At 67.7% G+C, this 15,334-nt stretch carries 16 protein-coding genes; 12 read left to right on the top strand and 4 right to left on the bottom strand.

Features of this window, described 5'->3' with window-relative positions:
* The first annotated feature begins 85 nt into the window (after positions 1-85).
* The 4 genes from fbaA to FS507_RS13910 all read left to right on the top strand — a co-directional run bounded on the left by fbaA (position 86) and on the right by FS507_RS13910 (position 3,216).
* Positions 86-1,123: a class II fructose-bisphosphate aldolase gene (gene fbaA, locus FS507_RS13925; RefSeq protein WP_145943389.1), complete on the top strand. Its 1,038-nt coding sequence runs from the start codon at positions 86-88 to the stop codon at positions 1,121-1,123.
* The gene (locus tag FS507_RS13920) at positions 1,123-1,596 is read left to right on the top strand and encodes a DUF3151 domain-containing protein (protein ID WP_145943388.1); all 474 of its coding nucleotides are present in this window, start codon (positions 1,123-1,125) and stop codon (positions 1,594-1,596) included. Before fbaA ends, FS507_RS13920 begins: the two co-directional genes overlap by 1 nt.
* Complete coding sequence (locus FS507_RS13915; protein WP_145943387.1) at positions 1,597-2,586, top strand: endonuclease/exonuclease/phosphatase family protein; 990 nt, start codon at positions 1,597-1,599, stop codon at positions 2,584-2,586.
* 201 nt (positions 2,587-2,787) lie between these two features.
* A complete protein-coding gene (locus FS507_RS13910; RefSeq protein ID WP_145943386.1) occupies positions 2,788-3,216 on the top strand; it encodes a hypothetical protein in 429 nt (142 codons plus the stop codon).
* A 13-nt stretch (positions 3,217-3,229) separates the two neighbouring features.
* Here the strand turns inward: FS507_RS13910 and FS507_RS13905 are convergent, their stop codons facing one another.
* Both FS507_RS13905 and FS507_RS13900 read right to left on the bottom strand, forming a co-directional pair.
* A complete protein-coding gene (locus FS507_RS13905) occupies positions 3,230-4,753 on the bottom strand; it encodes an MFS transporter (protein ID WP_313958079.1) in 1,524 nt (507 codons plus the stop codon).
* Entirely contained in the window at positions 4,750-5,385 is a 636-nt protein-coding gene (locus tag FS507_RS13900) for a TetR/AcrR family transcriptional regulator (RefSeq protein WP_222121434.1), read from the bottom strand. The genes FS507_RS13905 and FS507_RS13900 overlap by 4 nt, the downstream gene beginning before the upstream one ends.
* 93 nt (positions 5,386-5,478) lie before the next feature.
* Here FS507_RS13900 and FS507_RS13895 point away from each other — a divergent pair, with 93 nt between their 5' ends.
* Both FS507_RS13895 and FS507_RS13890 read left to right on the top strand, forming a co-directional pair.
* A complete protein-coding gene (locus FS507_RS13895) occupies positions 5,479-6,744 on the top strand; it encodes an FUSC family protein (RefSeq protein WP_145943384.1) in 1,266 nt (421 codons plus the stop codon).
* A 55-nt stretch (positions 6,745-6,799) separates the two neighbouring features.
* Positions 6,800-7,276 carry a GNAT family N-acetyltransferase gene (locus FS507_RS13890; RefSeq protein ID WP_260853493.1) on the top strand — a complete coding sequence of 159 codons (477 nt, stop codon included), beginning with the start codon at positions 6,800-6,802 and terminating at the stop codon, positions 7,274-7,276.
* Between the two features lie 4 nt (positions 7,277-7,280).
* Here the strand turns inward: FS507_RS13890 and FS507_RS13885 are convergent, their stop codons facing one another.
* The gene (locus FS507_RS13885; RefSeq protein WP_145943383.1) at positions 7,281-8,183 is read right to left on the bottom strand and encodes a hypothetical protein; all 903 of its coding nucleotides are present in this window, start codon (positions 8,181-8,183) and stop codon (positions 7,281-7,283) included.
* Between the two features lie 108 nt (positions 8,184-8,291).
* On the opposite strand from FS507_RS13885, the gene FS507_RS13880 reads away from it, so the two are divergent.
* From FS507_RS13880 to FS507_RS13870, 3 genes are read left to right on the top strand one after another with little or no spacing between them, the layout of a single operon-like run.
* Positions 8,292-9,578 carry an adenylosuccinate synthase gene (locus FS507_RS13880; RefSeq protein ID WP_145943382.1) on the top strand — a complete coding sequence of 429 codons (1,287 nt, stop codon included), beginning with the start codon at positions 8,292-8,294 and terminating at the stop codon, positions 9,576-9,578.
* The gene (locus FS507_RS13875) at positions 9,578-10,105 is read left to right on the top strand and encodes a GNAT family N-acetyltransferase (protein ID WP_145943381.1); all 528 of its coding nucleotides are present in this window, start codon (positions 9,578-9,580) and stop codon (positions 10,103-10,105) included. The genes FS507_RS13880 and FS507_RS13875 overlap by 1 nt, the downstream gene beginning before the upstream one ends.
* Entirely contained in the window at positions 10,105-10,476 is a 372-nt protein-coding gene (locus tag FS507_RS13870; protein ID WP_145943380.1) for an MGMT family protein, read from the top strand. The genes FS507_RS13875 and FS507_RS13870 overlap by 1 nt, the downstream gene beginning before the upstream one ends.
* 151 nt (positions 10,477-10,627) lie before the next feature.
* Here FS507_RS13870 and FS507_RS13865 read toward each other — a convergent pair whose 3' ends face one another.
* Complete coding sequence (locus FS507_RS13865; protein WP_145943379.1) at positions 10,628-11,629, bottom strand: zinc-dependent alcohol dehydrogenase family protein; 1,002 nt, start codon at positions 11,627-11,629, stop codon at positions 10,628-10,630.
* A gap of 78 nt (positions 11,630-11,707) precedes the next feature.
* Here FS507_RS13865 and FS507_RS13860 point away from each other — a divergent pair, with 78 nt between their 5' ends.
* From FS507_RS13860 to FS507_RS13850, 3 genes are all read left to right on the top strand, one after another.
* Positions 11,708-12,517 (top strand): hypothetical protein, encoded by an 810-nt coding sequence (locus FS507_RS13860; RefSeq protein WP_145943378.1) that lies wholly within the window; start codon positions 11,708-11,710, stop codon positions 12,515-12,517.
* Complete coding sequence (locus tag FS507_RS13855) at positions 12,481-13,500, top strand: nucleoside hydrolase (RefSeq protein WP_145943377.1); 1,020 nt, start codon at positions 12,481-12,483, stop codon at positions 13,498-13,500. Before FS507_RS13860 ends, FS507_RS13855 begins: the two co-directional genes overlap by 37 nt.
* 137 nt (positions 13,501-13,637) lie before the next feature.
* The gene (locus tag FS507_RS13850) at positions 13,638-15,257 is read left to right on the top strand and encodes an AMP-binding protein (RefSeq protein ID WP_145943376.1); all 1,620 of its coding nucleotides are present in this window, start codon (positions 13,638-13,640) and stop codon (positions 15,255-15,257) included.
* The last annotated feature ends 77 nt before the right edge of the window (positions 15,258-15,334 follow it).

Here is a 15,334-nt window from a genome sequence, read left to right as displayed (position 1 = left end):
TGGCAACTGACAGATCGGCCGGAGCACGGCATACTTGAACTGAGAACGCGGAACCCGCCCGTCGACCCCACACGGAGGAACACTCATGCCCATCGCAACACCCGCCGTCTACCGCGACATGCTGGACAAGGCCAAGGAGGGAGGCTTCGCCTACCCGGCCATCAACTGCACCTCGTCGGAGACCATCAACGCGGCCCTGAAGGGATTCGCTGACGCTGAGTCGGACGGCATCATCCAGTTCTCCACCGGTGGCGCGGAGTTCGGTTCCGGTCTCGGTGTGAAGAACATGGTCGCCGGTGCCGAGGCACTGGCACACTTCGCCCACCACGCCGCCAAGCACTACGGCATCAACGTCGCCCTGCACACCGACCACTGCCAGAAGGAGAAGCTCGACACCTACGTCCGACCGCTGGTCGAGATCTCCCGCAAGCGTGTCGAAGCCGGCGAGAACCCTCTGTTCCAGTCCCACATGTGGGACGGTTCCGCCATCCCGATCGACGAGAACCTCGAGATCGCCAAGGACCTGCTGCCCAAGTGCGCTGAGGCGAACATCATCCTCGAGATCGAGATCGGCGTCGTCGGTGGTGAAGAAGACGGTGTCGAGGCGAAGGCCGGCGACAACCTGTACACCACCGCCGAGGACTTCGAGAAGACCGTCGACGCCATCGGGGCCGGTGACCAGGGTCAGCGTTACCTGCTGGCCGCCACGTTCGGCAACGTCCACGGCGTGTACAAGCCCGGCAACGTGAAGCTGCGCCCCGAGGTCCTGGACATGGGCCAGAAGACCGCGGCGAAGAAGCTCGGCCTGTCCGAGGGCGCGCAGCCGTTCGACTTCGTCTTCCACGGTGGCTCCGGCTCCGAGAAGGAGAAGATCGAGGAGGCACTGCGCTACGGCGTGATCAAGATGAACGTCGACACCGACACCCAGTACGCCTTCACCCGCCCCATCGCCGGCCACATGCTCGGCAACTACGACGGCGTGCTGAAGATCGACGGCGAGGTCGGCAACAAGAAGGTCTACGACCCGCGCTCCTACCTGAAGAAGGCTGAGGCCGCGATGAGCGAGCGCGTCGTCGAGGCCTGCACCGACCTGCACTCCGTCGGAACCACGGTGTCGAAGTAATGGCGGAGCAGATCCGTAAGGGACGCGACCTCTTCGGCGCCGAGCACCCGGAGGTGCGCCTCCCCGTCGAGTTGGCGACGGCGGTCACCGGGTCGGAGTCCCTCGAGGAGCTCGAGACCCTGGCTGTGGCGAACCCCAAGGATTCAGGCGTGTGGGCTGCATTGGCCGCCTACCACCTGTCCCAGGGCAGCGCGGAGGGTGCGGGCACCGAGAAGGTCACCGCCTACGCCTGCGCGCGCACCGGCTACCACCGCGGGTTGGACGCGCTGCGCTCCAACGGCTGGCGTGGCACCGGCCCGGTGCCGTGGTCCCATGAGCCGAACCGGGGTGTGTTGCGCGCGGTCATGATGCTCGCGACCGCCGCCCGCACCATCGGCGAGGAGGACGAGTACATCCGCTGCCTCAATCTCGTCAATGACTGTGACCCGGGCGCCGCCGACGCCATGTCCACCGGCTCCGACCCCCAGTCGTAAGTGACGGTGCGGCGACTGCTGCGGTCCGTCCCGGCGGTCGCTTTCGTCCTGTTCCTGGTGTGGACCTCTACACCGCTGTGGCGCGTCACCGGTGCCCTCCCCGACCGCCTCGCCCGGTTCGTCCCCGCGGCGCAGGCGGTCTTCGCCGTCGGTGCACTCGGCGCACTTCTCTGCCTGATCGTGGTGTGCTGGCAGGCATGGCGTCGTCGCTCTGCAGCGCCGGCGGTACTCGCCGTTCTGCTCACCGCGGCTGTCGTCACGCCTGTCGGAATCGTCACGGCCCAGTCCGGGACGCCGGAGGAGGGGACCTCGGGGGAGTCAGGGGAGACACTGCGGGTGATGGCGCTCAACACCTACTTCAACGGCGCGGACGATGCGTCGATCATCGCTGAGAGCCGTCGTATCGACCCTGATGTCCTCGTCCTGTCGGAGACCTCGTCCGCCGAGGTCGACGCGGTCGAGAGAGGGACAGGGTTGACGTCGACGTCACCGGTCGATGACAGTGGACGGGCCTCCGGGACAGCTGTCCTGGTCCGGTCGGACACTCCGGTGTCCGACGTGGTCGAGGACCGCGGGCTGACCGGCCACCAGACCCCCTCGGCCCGGGTGTCCGTCCCGGCGCCGGTTGATGTCTACGGGGTGCACACCCTCCCACCTGCGTTCAGTGACCTGATTTCCCGATGGGAGGACAACCTCGGGACGCTCAAGGACTCCTTCGAGGGGAGCGATGTGCCGTTGGTCCTGGCGGGGGACTTCAACGCCACCGTCGCCCACCCGGAGTTCCGCGATTTCCTCGACCACACCGGGCTGACCAGGTGTGAAGGAGGCAGCGGGATACAACGTCTGACCGGTACACCTACGTGGCCTGACCGGTTCCCGCTGGTCCGGATCGACCATGTTCTCGTCCGGGGCGGCGCCTGTACCGACGGCGGCACAGTACAGGTTGAGGGGACGGATCACCGTGGGGTGTGGGCCGATATCTCGGTCTGAGCGGGTCAGGACTGTCCAGACCTGCGATGGTTACGGCCTGACCTACACTGGGCCTGGGGCCACAGGTCTTTCTCGGCAAGCTGGCGAATCTGCTGACGTCGTGAATGTCAACAGGGGGTTGACTAATATCTTGAAACGTACCGCGGTAATCAGGAAGTTCTACGACCAGTACGCAGACGAGCTAGGGAAAGGGTGGTGGCGATGATGCCCACATTCACCGTGACGGCAGAACGAGGCTCCGAACCGATGTGGGTCCTCGAGTGTCCCGACGTCGGCGCTGTTTCTCAGACTCGTCGCCTGGATCGCGCCGCCGACGAGATGCGCGAAGCAATCGCCTATCTGTCAGGGTTGAACCAGTCCGATATCGATATTTCCGTCAAGCCGATACTGCCCTCGGACGTGGCGGAGCTGAAGATCCAGGTGGAGTCCCTGCGAGCGCAGGCCGACGACGTCAATGAACGGGCGGCGCGTGCCAGTCGAGACCTGGTAGCCCAGCTGAAGCAGCAGGGCTATTCGCTGCGCGACATCGGGGTCATTCTCGGCGTATCACACCAGCGGGTTGCTACTCTGGCGGCCAGCGCACCAGCGCCGACGACGACGGATGACGGAAATGAGGTCCTCGCCGTCTGAGCTGTGACGTTACCTAGTGCGCAGCCTGCGTTCCTTTCGGCGTGATCACGAAGACCGCCGCCCCGACCAGGACCATGATCGCCCCGCCGATGATCCCGGCGAACTGCAGTGAGTCAGTGAACGCCTCCGCAGCACTGGTTGCCAGTGACGGCAACTGTGCCTCCTCGGCGATGTGCATTGCCGCGCCGAGGGACTCCCCGGCCGGATCAACCACCTCGCCCGGGAGGCCGAGGCCGGTCGTCATGTCGCGCAGATGGTCCCGGAACACCAGCGCCGAGACACTTCCCAGCACCGTGATCCCCAGCACCGCGCCGAGTTCATAGGAGGCCTCCTCGAGCGCGCCGGCGTTACCGGCCTTGTCCTCGGGGGACCCTCCCATGATCATCGCCGAGGCGATGGCCAGCGAACCGACCCCGGCTCCGACGAGGACCATTGCCGCGAGAATCGTCGTGTAGGTGACGTCCCCGGGGGTCAGCCCGATGTAGAGCAGTCCACCTCCGGCGAGGATCAGCCCACCGGCGAGCACACCGCGGGAGCCGACCAGTCGGCTCAGCGGTGGTGCGGCGATGGATGCGATGGCGGCGGCCACGGCGACAGGGATCAGCTTCACGCCGGTTTCGATCGGGGAGGCGCCGTCGACGAGTTGCAGCCACTGGGCGAGCAGCAGCAGAGCGGCGATCATCGCGAACGTCGAGCCGAGAGCCGCGATGATCCCGGCGGTGAACGGACGGTTGCGGAACAGTCGTAGTTCGAGCAGTGGCGAGTCGCTGCGCAGGCAGCGCACGGTGAACCAGGCGAGAACCGCCACCGCGAGGGCGAAGGCGATCAGTGCGCCCGGCACGGCGAAGGACGCCTCCTTGCCGAACTCCTTGACCGACCACACCAGCAGCACCATGCCCACCATGGACTGGACGGCGGCGAAGACGTCCCACCGTCCGGGGTTGGCGACGGTGGACTCGGGCAGCAGGACGATCCCGCCGATGATCGCCAGGCCCATCAGCGGGACATTGACCAGGAAGGCGGCATGCCAGCTGAAGTGCTCCAGCAGGACGCCGCCGACCAGGGGGCCGAAAGCGGCACCGAGGCCGGAGACGGCGGCCCAGATGCTCAGTGCGGTGGCACGTTCCTTGAGGTCGGTGAAGATGATGCGGATCATCGACAGGGTCTGCGGCATGATCATCGCGCCGCCTACGCCGAGGAAGGCGCGGATCGCGATGATCTGGTTGGCGGTGTCGGCGACGAGCACCAGCAGGGAGGCGATGATGAAGAAGCTGTAGCCCAGCATGAGCATCTTCTTGCGTCCCCACCGGTCGGCCACCGCGGACCAGGAGACCAGCAGGCCGGCGAGGACCAGCGAGTAGATGTCCACGATCCACAGCTGCTGGGTGGAGGTCGGCTGCAGTTCGGCGGCCATCTCGGGCAGGGCGATGTTGAGGATCGTCATGTCCATCGTGATCACCAGCAGGCTGGCGGTGAGCACTGCGGTGGCGGCCCAGCGGGCGGTGCGGGACATGCCGTCTGACGGGTGTGCGGTCACGGGGTCGGCTCCTGGTTGTCGGGCATCGCGAGCAGTGCGGTGAGCACGGTGGCGATGGTGTCGACGTCTGTCGGGTCGTCCGTCGGATCGTCTGTCGGGTCGCTATGGAGGGCGGCGTGGACGGTGAGTCCGTCGATGTAGGCGACGGCGGCGGAGGCGCGGGCACGTCCGACCTTCTCGGCGAGGAGGTCGGTGAGTTCGTCGGACCACTGCAGTGCGAGCCGACGCAGCGACGGGTCGGTCATCGCGGTGCTGATCATCGCCAGATTCGCACGGACCTGGCGGGCGTCGCCCAGGAAGTCCTGCATGACCCGGGCACACTGCATGATGATCTCCGGCAGGTCACCGGTGCTCTCAAGCAGGTCGGCGATCTCGGCGAGGTCCTCCTCGGTCTCGTCGGCGAGCACCTGGAGTGCCTCGTCCCTGAGATCGTCGATGCTGTCGAAGTACTGGGTGGTGGACCCCACGGCGACGTGGGCCCGTGCGGCCACCGCCCGGTGGGTGAGGGAGGAGGCGCCCTTCTCGCAGATCAGTTCGGTGGCGGCCTCCAGGATCGCCGCCCGGCGTCCGGCCGGGTCACGTTTGCCTGGTGCGGGCGTCGAAGGGGTGTCACCGTGGTCCGGTGTGGGCACGTCCTGTACCTTCCTGTTGATGTACATCTGTACATGTACATGTGTACATCATCGTCCGCGGGTCCGGCAACAGGACGTGTCACAATGGACTCCATGACGGACAGCAAGAAGCAGCGCGAGAGGCGGGCACGTGAACGCCCACGCGACCGGGCCCGCGCCGGGGTGAAGGCGGCGGCGGAGTCCCTGCAGCGGATCGCCGTCATCGAACGCGTCAACCGGATGCGTGGCAGCTCCGTGTTTGCGTTACAGTGCGCGGTGTCCGCAGGACTGGCCTTCTTCATCGCCCACAACATCGTCGGTCACGAACAGCCGTTCTTCGCGCCCATCGCCGCGGTCATCAGCCTCGGGGCCTACGGCGGGAAACGGGCCCGTCGTGGCCTCGAGATCGTTATCGGCGTCGCCGTGGGCATCGGTATCGGAGACCTGGTCATCTCCCAGATCGGTGAGGGGGCGTGGCAGATCACCGTGGCGGTGTTCGGTGCCATGCTGTTGGCCGTCTTCGTTGACAAGGGCCCCATCGCGGCCAACCAGGCGGCGAGTTCCGCCGTCCTGGTCGCCACGCTGATCCCACCGGGCGATCAGGCAGGGTGGGAGCGGATGGTCGACGCCCTCATCGGTGGCCTCGTCGGACTGCTCGTCGTCGCGGTGATTCCGAACAGTCCGTTGCGCGCGGCCCGGCGCGAGGTCGCCAGCCTCATCAGCAAGGCCGCCCTGGTGCTCGACGACGTCGCCCAGGGCATCGAGGACGGTGACGAGGAGCTCATCGGCGAAGCGTTGGCCACCGCCCGCGGTACCCAGGCGGGGGTCAATGAACTGATGTCCTCGGTCGGTGGCGGCGACGAGGTGGTGAACATCTCGCCGATCTACTGGTCCGCCCGCCGGTACACGCGGTCGATGAACCGCATCCTCACGCCGGTGGACAATGTCATGCGCAACTCGCGTGTGCTCGCCCGGCGGGCTGAGATCATGGTGGGCGACGGCGTGAAACCGGACGCGGAGTTGCCCCGCCTCATCCGGGACATCTCCGACGCCCTGGGCCACCTCGGCACCGTCTACGCCTCGGGCGGCACCCGGGGCACCCGTCAGGAACTCGTGGAGATCCCGGAGATCACCCGTCGTCTGCAGGTGCTGGCGGGGCGCGCCGACCTGTCCACCGCAGAGGGCGCGGGGCTGTCGGGGACGGTTGTGCTGGCACAGTGCCGCTCGATCATCGTCGACACCCTGCAGATCTGCGGCATGTCACGTGAGTCGGCCATGTCGGTGCTGAAGCCCACCGTCGAGGACCCGCGGTTCCCGCCGGAAGTCTGGGGCGGTGGTACCGGTGGTACAGACGGGGACGGCGGTGCCGACCGACCGTAGCCGAGCCGTCGGGTCAGGCGGCCGGTCGGGCACGGTCGTCAGATACAGTATTGGCATGGCAACAACCGCTCTGTCCGACATCACCGTCAAGCATTGGGGGGGCCTCGACACCACGGAGGTCTACGCGATCGCCCGGCTGCGCTCCGAGGTCTTCCTGCGCGAGCAGAAGGTCGAGGACGAGGAACTCGACTGGCGCGACCTGGACGACGGCACCCTGCACGTGTTCATCCGCAGTGGCCGGGAGGTCGTCGCCTACCTGCGCACACTGTCCGTCCCGGCCCTGTGGAACGTGCCCGGCACCGCGGTGGTCCGGCGGGTGCTGGGGCGGGTCGCGACCGACCCGAGGTACCGCGGACGGGGGTTGGCGGGACAGCTGATCGAGCGTGCCGTGGAACTGCACTCCGGTGAACCGATCGTGCTCCACGCCCAGACCTACATCACCGGTCTCTACTCCGCCTACGGTTTCGAGACCTACGGGGACGAGTACGACGAAGGCGGGATCCCCCACGTGTCGATGGTGCGCACCGCGTAGGGCGTCACCGCCGGACGAACTGCCCGTCGCGCAGGTGCCGGTAGAACGTCACCTTCGACGTGGGACGGGGATGGACGACCCCGTCGCGGACGACGGTGAGCTCCACCCCGCCGGCCTGCAATGCGCGTCCGGTCAGCACCGCCTGCGGATCTACGCCGCCGATCTCGGCGGGACGGCGGAACAGGCGGCGCCGGGGGACGTTCCGGGCGGCGTCGGCGTCCCACACCGACGGGGTGACCAGCCGGGTCGCGGCGAGGCCGGGGGCATCGACGGTGGGCACGAGCCGTACGCCGAAGGCACCCGTCCGCCCGTCCCAGGCCCGGCCCGAGGTGTTGGCGAACAGGGTCTGCGAGTCCACGATGATCTCCCCGACGAGTTCCGCACCGGTGTGGAAGATCTCCGCCGACCCCAAGGTGACCAGGCCGGAGTCGTCGCGGACGACCGCGGTAGGGCGGACCGGCGCGGTCATGGCGAAGTTCAGTGCCGCCACGCTCGGCCCACCTCCCGAGCCGGACACCATCGACAACTGCCAGTTCTGAGCGACAACCGAGGTCTCCCCGTCGTCGACCACCGGAACGAAGCCGACGGACATCCACATCGCGTCGATACGCATCAGGCGGGTCACCACCGCGGACAGTGCCGCGTCCGACCCGACCACGACCACCCGTACCGGACGGTCGGGGTGCTGCGGTGCGAACTGCGGGGCCCCCTGGTGGGGGACGTCCGGGGCGGCGGCGATCTCCTCGAGGCTGGGTGTGTCGTCGACCGGCAGGTGCGCGGCGGCGAGGTCGTCGAGGAGCCGCAGGTCGCGGCGTCCCGGCATGTCAGGCAGGGTGACAGCGTCGGCGACGAGGGCGCCGACCAGATCTGCGGCACGTGGTCCACACGCGAGCACAACGGTCGTCATGGTCCCCAAGAGTACGGGACGAAGATGCTGGACCGGCAAGAGCGACCGGCTACACTGTTCAGTTGGTCAACGTACTAGTAACCGGATCGGAAAGCGACGGCAGAGCTAATGACAGCAATCATCGTGGTCGGAGCGCAGTGGGGCGACGAAGGAAAAGGCAAGGCCACCGACATCCTCGGCGGTCGGGTCGACTACGTCGTCAAGCCCAACGGCGGTAACAACGCCGGCCACACCGTCGTCGTCGGCGGGGAGAAGTACGAGCTCAAACTCCTGCCCGCCGGTGTGCTCAGCGAGAACGCCGTCCCGGTCATCGGCAACGGCTGCGTCGTGAACCTCGAGGCCCTCTTCGAGGAGATCGACGGACTCGAGGCACGCGGTGCGAACGCCTCCCGTCTGCGGGTCAGTGCCAACGCCCAGCTGGTCGCGCCGTACCACCAGGTCCTGGACAAGGTCTCCGAACGCTTCCTCGGCAAGCGTGCCATCGGCACCACCGGCCGCGGCATCGGACCGTCCTACGCGGACAAGGTGTCCCGCATCGGCATCCGCGCCCAGGACCTGCTGGACGAGTCGATCCTGCGGCAGAAGGTCGAGGGTGCGCTGAACCAGAAGAACCAGATGCTGGTGAAGCTGTACAACCGCAAGGCCATCGACGTCGACGAGATCGTCGAGTACTTCATGGGCTACGCCGACCGGCTCACCCCGATGCTCATCGACGCCGAACTGGAACTCAACCAGGCGCTCGACGCCGGCAAGTCCGTGCTCATGGAGGGCGGCCAGGCCACCATGCTCGACGTCGACCACGGCACCTACCCCTTCGTCACCTCCTCGAACCCGACCGCCGGCGGCGCCTGCGTGGGCTCCGGTATCGGCCCCACCCGGATCACCAGCTCCCTGGGCATCATCAAGGCCTACACCACCCGTGTCGGCGCAGGCCCGTTCCCCACGGAGCTCTTCGACAAGTGGGGTGAGTACCTGCAGACCACCGGCGGTGAGGTCGGGGTCAACACCGGACGCACCCGCCGGTGTGGCTGGTACGACTCCGTCATCGCCCGGTACGCGTCCCGGGTCAACGGCTTCACCGACCTCTTCGTCACCAAGCTCGACGTGCTCACCGGCATCGGTGAGATCCCGGTCTGCGTGGCCTACGACGTCGACGGCGTCCGTCACGACGAGATGCCGATGAGCCAGACCGATGTCCACCACGCCACCCCGATCTACGAGACGATGCCGGCCTGGGACGAGGACATCTCCGGCTGCCGGTCCTTCGACGAGCTGCCGCAGAAGGCGAAGGACTACCTGAACCGCCTGGAGGAACTGTCCGGCTGCCGCGTCTCCTACGTGGGCGTCGGCCCGGGACGCGACGAGACCATCGTCATCCACGACGTCCTCGACTGATGTTCTGGCCTGAGCTGCCCGAACGTTTCCCGACCGGCACCGGCCGGGAGATGCGACGGGTGACCGCACAGGACGCCGCCCGCGTCGAGGCGGCCCTGCCGGAACCGGACCGGGCCGAGACCTTCCACTTCTTCACGTTCTCCCCGTTTCCGCTGGCGGAGTTCGTCGCCGACGACGCCCGCCGGACCTACGCACTGTGGGACGGCGACCGACCGCTGGCCAGCACCACCGTGTACAACGGTGACCGGTCCGCCGGCACCGTGATGCTCGGGTACACCTGGGTGATGCCCTCGGCGCGGGGCAACGGCGGGGCGGCCAACACGGAGATGAAGGAAGCGATGTTCACCGTCCTCCGTTCCGCGGGTGTCGGTGAGGTGTGGTTCCGTGCCGACGTCGAGAACCACCGCTCGTGCCGCTCGATGGAGAAGAACGGGGCGGAGCGCATGCACATCGAGAACGCGCCCCGGGTGTACCCCGACCGGGTGTCACAGTCGGTGTTCTACCGGAAGCGGCTCTCGGAGGTCTGATGGACGACCTGCACGCCCGGGTGGGGGAGGTTCTCGCCCTCATCAACGACGGCGAGGTGACCGGTTACGGCGAGATCGCCGCGGCAATCGGTGTGCCGCGGGGAGCCCGGGCGGTGGCGAGGGCACTGGCCACCGGTGATTTCGGCTGGGACCTCGCTGCCCCGGTGATCCCGGTCGGCCACACCCGCGGACGGGCAGGTCACCGCAGCTTCATCGTCCCGGAGATGGGGGAGGGGGAGAATTCCCGGTCGGCCGGACTGGCGCGGCGGGCGGTGTCCTTCACCCGGGACGGCGACACCCTGCGGATACCGACGAGCCAGTGCCTGGATGCCGAGGAGATCGCTGAACGGCTCTGGCCCACCGGTCGATGAGGATCTTGTCACCCAGCAACCCCGGAGGTTGGTCGCACCAACCTCCGGGGTTGCTGGGTGCTGCGAGGGTTAGCCTCGTCCTCCCATGTCCTCCCATGTCCTCCCATGTCCTCCCATGTCCTCCCATGTCCTCCCACCGTCACCCGGGCAGTCACGCCCACGGGTCGATGAGGATCTTCCCGCGGCCGGACCCGACACCCACACCCGAGGCGAGGAGTCCGGGCAGGCCGTCCAACCCGGTGGCGGCGGACACCGGGGTGTGCAGCAGACCTCGACGCTGCAGGTCAAACACCGGTGTGAACAGTCCGGGGAGATCCCGGCGGGGGACTGAGTGCACGGTGTCGCGCAGGCGGAACATCTCGACGCGCGTCCCACCCCGCCCGTCGAAGCAGTCCACGGCCAGCGGGGTGCCGGACAGCAGTCCGTAGAGCACCAGGGTTCCGCCGGGGGCGAGTGCGTCGACGAGGTCATTGCCGAGTGGCCCTCCGACGCAGTCGAGGATCACGTCCGGGCCCTGCGTGTCGCCGGGCCCCGTCACGTGCAGCCGAGATCGCCAGTCGGGGTCGGCGGTGCTGATCACCTCCGCCCATCTGTCCGGGTCCGCGACCGTGCTGCCGGGTGTTCCACGCACCAGGCCCACAGGACGGAGTGAGAACCGTTCCGTCAACAACTCCGCCAGGTGACCGGCGATCGCCGAGGTAGCGGCGGTGACCGCCACCGACCGGGCACTGCGGCAGTACCGGGACACCATCAGTGAGGCGGTCAGCGGATTGATGTAGGAGAAGCAGGCGGTGCGGTCATCGAGGTCAGCGGGCACCGGGACGCACCAGGAGTGGTCGACGGAACGCCGCTGCTGCCAGCACCCGGGGCCACCGAGGGGCAGTACCCGGCGTCCGACGAGATCGCGGGCGATGCCGGGGACGTCCCGTCCGACGTCCTCGACGACACCGACACCTTCGAAACCGGGGACCAACGGGAAGGTCGTCCGCGAGGGGTACGCCCCGGAGACCGTGACAGCGTCGGACGGGTTGGCTGTGGTGGCCGTCATCCGGACCGTCAGCTCCGTGGGCCCGGGTGCACCGGGCTCGGGGACCGTCTGCACGGTGACGACCTCGTGGAGCGGGCCCGGGCGGTCGGCGACTGCTGCTCTCATGGGCGGGGAGTGTAGTCGGGGGTAGTTCATCACCCCAACTGTCCAGAGGTGATACGCATCACCATAGAATGGGCGGACATGACCCTCGGCTTCCTCTTCTTCCGTCCTTGCGCAGGTGACAGCTACCGTCCCGACGAGGATCTCCGTGCCGAGGCGCATCGGATCCATGAGGAACTCGGTGACGACATGAGCGCGACGACGGACCCGGAGGCCTTCCGGCAGGGCCCCGGCGACCCGCACCCGGGGCGTCCCGCACCGCGGGGTGTCGCCGCCCTGGCGGCGTGGGTGAACGAGCACTGCGACGTCGGTGGGGGCGTGCGGACCGAGGCGGGTGACCCGTTCAGTCTGCTGGAGTTCCCGGTCGAGGTCGTCAACGATGCGCTGCATGTGGCACTGCCGTTCTCTGAGGCGGGGGAGACCGGGCGGCTGCTGCAGGACAGGTCCTGCGACCTGGGGCTGTGCATGGTGGATGACATGGAGCAGATCTGGGTGAATCCGACGGGTGTGGACCGCGGGCTGCGGATGCGTTCCTCCGTCGGCACCGTGACCACCCACATCGACGCGGAGAGCGTGCGCATGACCCTGACGGACGACGCCGACCGACGTCGACGCTCGGATGAGGGCATCCCCTATGTGGTCGTGGAGACCGGCCTGCCGGGCCGGGCGTCCCCGATGGAGGACACGCCGTTGGGGCACGTGCGGTTCGTCCAGGCGGCGTTGCTGGGCAACGGCTGGGTCGTGGAGTACCGGACGACCCGGTCGCACTTCCGGAGACATGTCGGTGACCTCACGTCCGCGGTCGAGGACATCGCCGCCTTCGCGGAGGGGGACGTCTCCTTCCTCACCCGCGGATGGGTCGACGCCACGGCGGAGACGGTGCAGCGGTGAGGGTCGTCGCTGACGTCGACACCGGGATCGACGACGCTCTCGCGCTAGTCTGGTTGGCGGCACGTCACCGCGCCGGGGAGGTCGACCTGCTGGTCACGACGTCTGCGGGGAACACCACCGCAGCGTTGGCGGCGCGGAACTCGGCGGAGGTCCTGGGCCTCTGCGGAGCGTCGGACGTGCCGGTCGTCGCCGGGGCCGCCGCGCCCCGCGTCCTGCCGTTGACGACGACCCCGGAAACGCACGGTCCCGAAGGGCTGGGCTACTGGATCCCGGGAGCCCGGGTCCCGGCGGCAGCTGACCGCGAGACGACACCGGCGGATGCCGTTGCCGCCTGGGTTCACGCTGAGCCGGACCACCTGCTCATCGCCGGACCCTCGACGAATCTGGCCTATGCGGTGGAGCACCACCCGGACCTGCTGCGTCGGACCCGGGTGACGCTGATGTGCGGCGCGTTCACCTATCCGGGCAACACCACCCCCACCGCGGAGTGGAACGCCTGGGTGGATCCGCACGCCCTGTCCTTCGCCCTGGAGAACTGGCCGGAGGGTGCCGCACCGCCGGTGATCTGCCCGCTGAACGTCACCGAACAGGTGGTTCTGACCCCGGAACGGTTGGCAGGGTGGACAGGGGGGACAGGGGGAGACTGCACCGACACCGACGCCGACTCCGGCGTCTTGCGGATGCTGCAGGACGCCCTGCGCTTCTACTTCGAGTTCCACGCGTCCGTGGGCGTCGGTTATGTCGCCCAGATCCATGATCTGGCGGCGGCGATGGTGATGCTGCAGGCGGTCGACGCCGAGTTCCGGGAGGCGACGGTCGCTGTCGAGACGGGGTCGGAGTTGCTGCGGGGGACGACGGTCGCTGACTGGGCGGGGGAGGACGGCGTCGGACCCTACTGGGGACGCGCCTCGAATGCCCGCATCCTCACCTCTGTTGACGTCGACGGGGTGTTCGGGCAGTTCGCCGAGTGCCTACGGTCCTGAGAGTGAATCTGGATTCGAAAAATGCTGCGAAACGGTCGCCGGACGGATAGTTTGGTCAGCAAAGATCATTGTTGTGATCGGTACCACTCGGCCCGTCCGAGCATGCAGAGAGATGCAGAGAGATCAGGAGAACCACAGTGCCCGTTGAGAGTCCGTACCAGCGTATCGACATCCCCGCGATCAGTGTTTATGACCAGGTGTTCGGCACCCTCGCTCCGGAGGAGACCGGGCGCACCGCTCTCACCGATTCGGTCACGGGCGTCACTGTCACCTACGGGGAACTGCGTGACCAGGTGGACCTGTTCGCCGGTGCCCTGGCAGCCCGGGGGACCGGTGTCGGCGACGTCGTCGCACTGCACTGTCCGAACACCCACGCATTCGCCGTCGCTTTCCACGGGATCATGCGTGCAGGCGCCACCGTGACCACCATCGGTTCGCTGAGCACGGCGGAGGACGTGGCCAAGCAGATCTCCATGGCCGGTGCGTCCCTGCTGTTCACCGTCGAGATGCTGGGCCCGAACGGTGCCGACGGTGCCCGCAAGGCAGGACTGCCGGACGACGCGATCATCGACCTCACCGACGGCGAGAGAGGTCTTGCCGCGATGCTGCAGCAGGGTCATCCGGCGCCGGAGGTCTCCTTCGACCCTGCGACCCACGTCGCCGTCCTGCCGTTCTCCTCGGGCACCACCGGCGTGCCGAAGGGCGTGAAGCTCAGCCACACCAACCTGGTGGCCAACATCCTCCAGACGCTGCCGCAGCTGGCGGAGAACGGGCAGAGCCGGGACTCCTCCGTGATGGCGGTACTGCCGTTCTTCCACATCTACGGGATGAACACGGTGCTGAACGCGACCCTGGCCAACCGGGCCCACCTGGTGACCATGCCGTCCTTCGAGCTGAAGAACTTCCTCGAGCTGCACCAGGCGCACCGGATCGACTTCACCTTCGTCGCTCCTCCGATCGCTGTGGTGCTCGCGAAGCACCCCATGGTCGACGACTATGACCTGGACAGTCTCACCACGCTGCTGTCCGGGGCCGCGGCACTCGACCATGCTCTCGCCGCTGCGGTGCAGGACCGGCTCAACGTCACGGTTGTCCAGGGGTACGGGATGACCGAGACATCACCGGTGACGCACACCGGCATCCGCGGGAAGACGCCCCTGGAGTCGATCGGCCTGCCGGTCGCGAACACCGAGTGCAAGGTCGTGGACCTCACCGATGACGCCCTCGGCGAGATCCTGCCCCCGGGCAACGAGGGCGAGAAGTCGGACGCCGGTGAACTCTGGGTGCGGGGTCCGCAGATCATGCTGGGCTACCTCAACAACGAGGAGGCCACCGCCAACACACTGGTCGGTGACGGCTGGCTGCGCACCGGAGATGTCGTGGAGTACGACCACGAAGGCAACGTGTACGTGGTGGATCGCGCCAAGGAACTGATCAAGTACAAGGGCTACCAGGTCGCCCCGGCGGAGCTCGAGGCCCTGTTGATGACCCACCCCGACATCGCCGACGCGGCCGTGGTCGGCTTCATCCGCGAGGAGGACGGTGAGGAGCTGCCCCGGGCCTTCGTCGTCGCCCAGATCCGCGACGGCAACCCGGTCGAGGTCGACAAGGACGCCCTGATGGAGTGGGTCGCCGAGCAGGTCGCACCGTACAAGAAGATCCGCATGGTGGAGGTCATCGCCGAGATCCCGAAGTCGGGGACCGGCAAGATCCTGCGTAAGGATCTCCGTGGCCTGCCGGTGAGCACCGGCAACTGAGCCCGGGGCCGTCGGGTCTGACGGCGGAATGCGAGTCTGGAGGCGATGAGTTGGGGTAACTCATCGCCTCCAGACTC

Origin of the sequence: Corynebacterium glyciniphilum AJ 3170, from assembly GCF_007673095.1 — a bacterium.
Taxonomy (GTDB): Bacteria; Actinomycetota; Actinomycetes; order Mycobacteriales; family Mycobacteriaceae; genus Corynebacterium.
Note: the sequence above shows the minus strand (reverse complement) of the source record. Positions and strands in the feature narration are given on the sequence as shown.

Bases quoted from the DNA above. Each gene is read 5' to 3' on its own strand.
- FS507_RS13885 (WP_145943383.1), bottom strand. From the start codon at position 8,183: ATGACGACCGTTGTGCTCGCGTGTGGACCACGTGCCGCAGATCTGGTC.
- FS507_RS13860 (WP_145943378.1), top strand. From the start codon at position 11,708: ATGACCCTCGGCTTCCTCTTCTTCCGTCCTTGCGCAGGTGACAGCTAC.
- fbaA (WP_145943389.1), top strand. From the start codon at position 86: ATGCCCATCGCAACACCCGCCGTCTACCGCGACATGCTGGACAAGGCC.
- FS507_RS13865 (WP_145943379.1), bottom strand. From the start codon at position 11,629: ATGAGAGCAGCAGTCGCCGACCGCCCGGGCCCGCTCCACGAGGTCGTC.
- FS507_RS13895 (WP_145943384.1), top strand. From the start codon at position 5,479: ATGACGGACAGCAAGAAGCAGCGCGAGAGGCGGGCACGTGAACGCCCA.
- FS507_RS13890 (WP_260853493.1), top strand. From the start codon at position 6,800: ATGGCAACAACCGCTCTGTCCGACATCACCGTCAAGCATTGGGGGGGC.
- FS507_RS13880 (WP_145943382.1), top strand. From the start codon at position 8,292: ATGACAGCAATCATCGTGGTCGGAGCGCAGTGGGGCGACGAAGGAAAA.
- FS507_RS13920 (WP_145943388.1), top strand. From the start codon at position 1,123: ATGGCGGAGCAGATCCGTAAGGGACGCGACCTCTTCGGCGCCGAGCAC.
- FS507_RS13855 (WP_145943377.1), top strand. From the start codon at position 12,481: ATGGGTCGACGCCACGGCGGAGACGGTGCAGCGGTGAGGGTCGTCGCT.
- FS507_RS13910 (WP_145943386.1), top strand. From the start codon at position 2,788: ATGATGCCCACATTCACCGTGACGGCAGAACGAGGCTCCGAACCGATG.
- FS507_RS13875 (WP_145943381.1), top strand. From the start codon at position 9,578: ATGTTCTGGCCTGAGCTGCCCGAACGTTTCCCGACCGGCACCGGCCGG.
- FS507_RS13870 (WP_145943380.1), top strand. From the start codon at position 10,105: ATGGACGACCTGCACGCCCGGGTGGGGGAGGTTCTCGCCCTCATCAAC.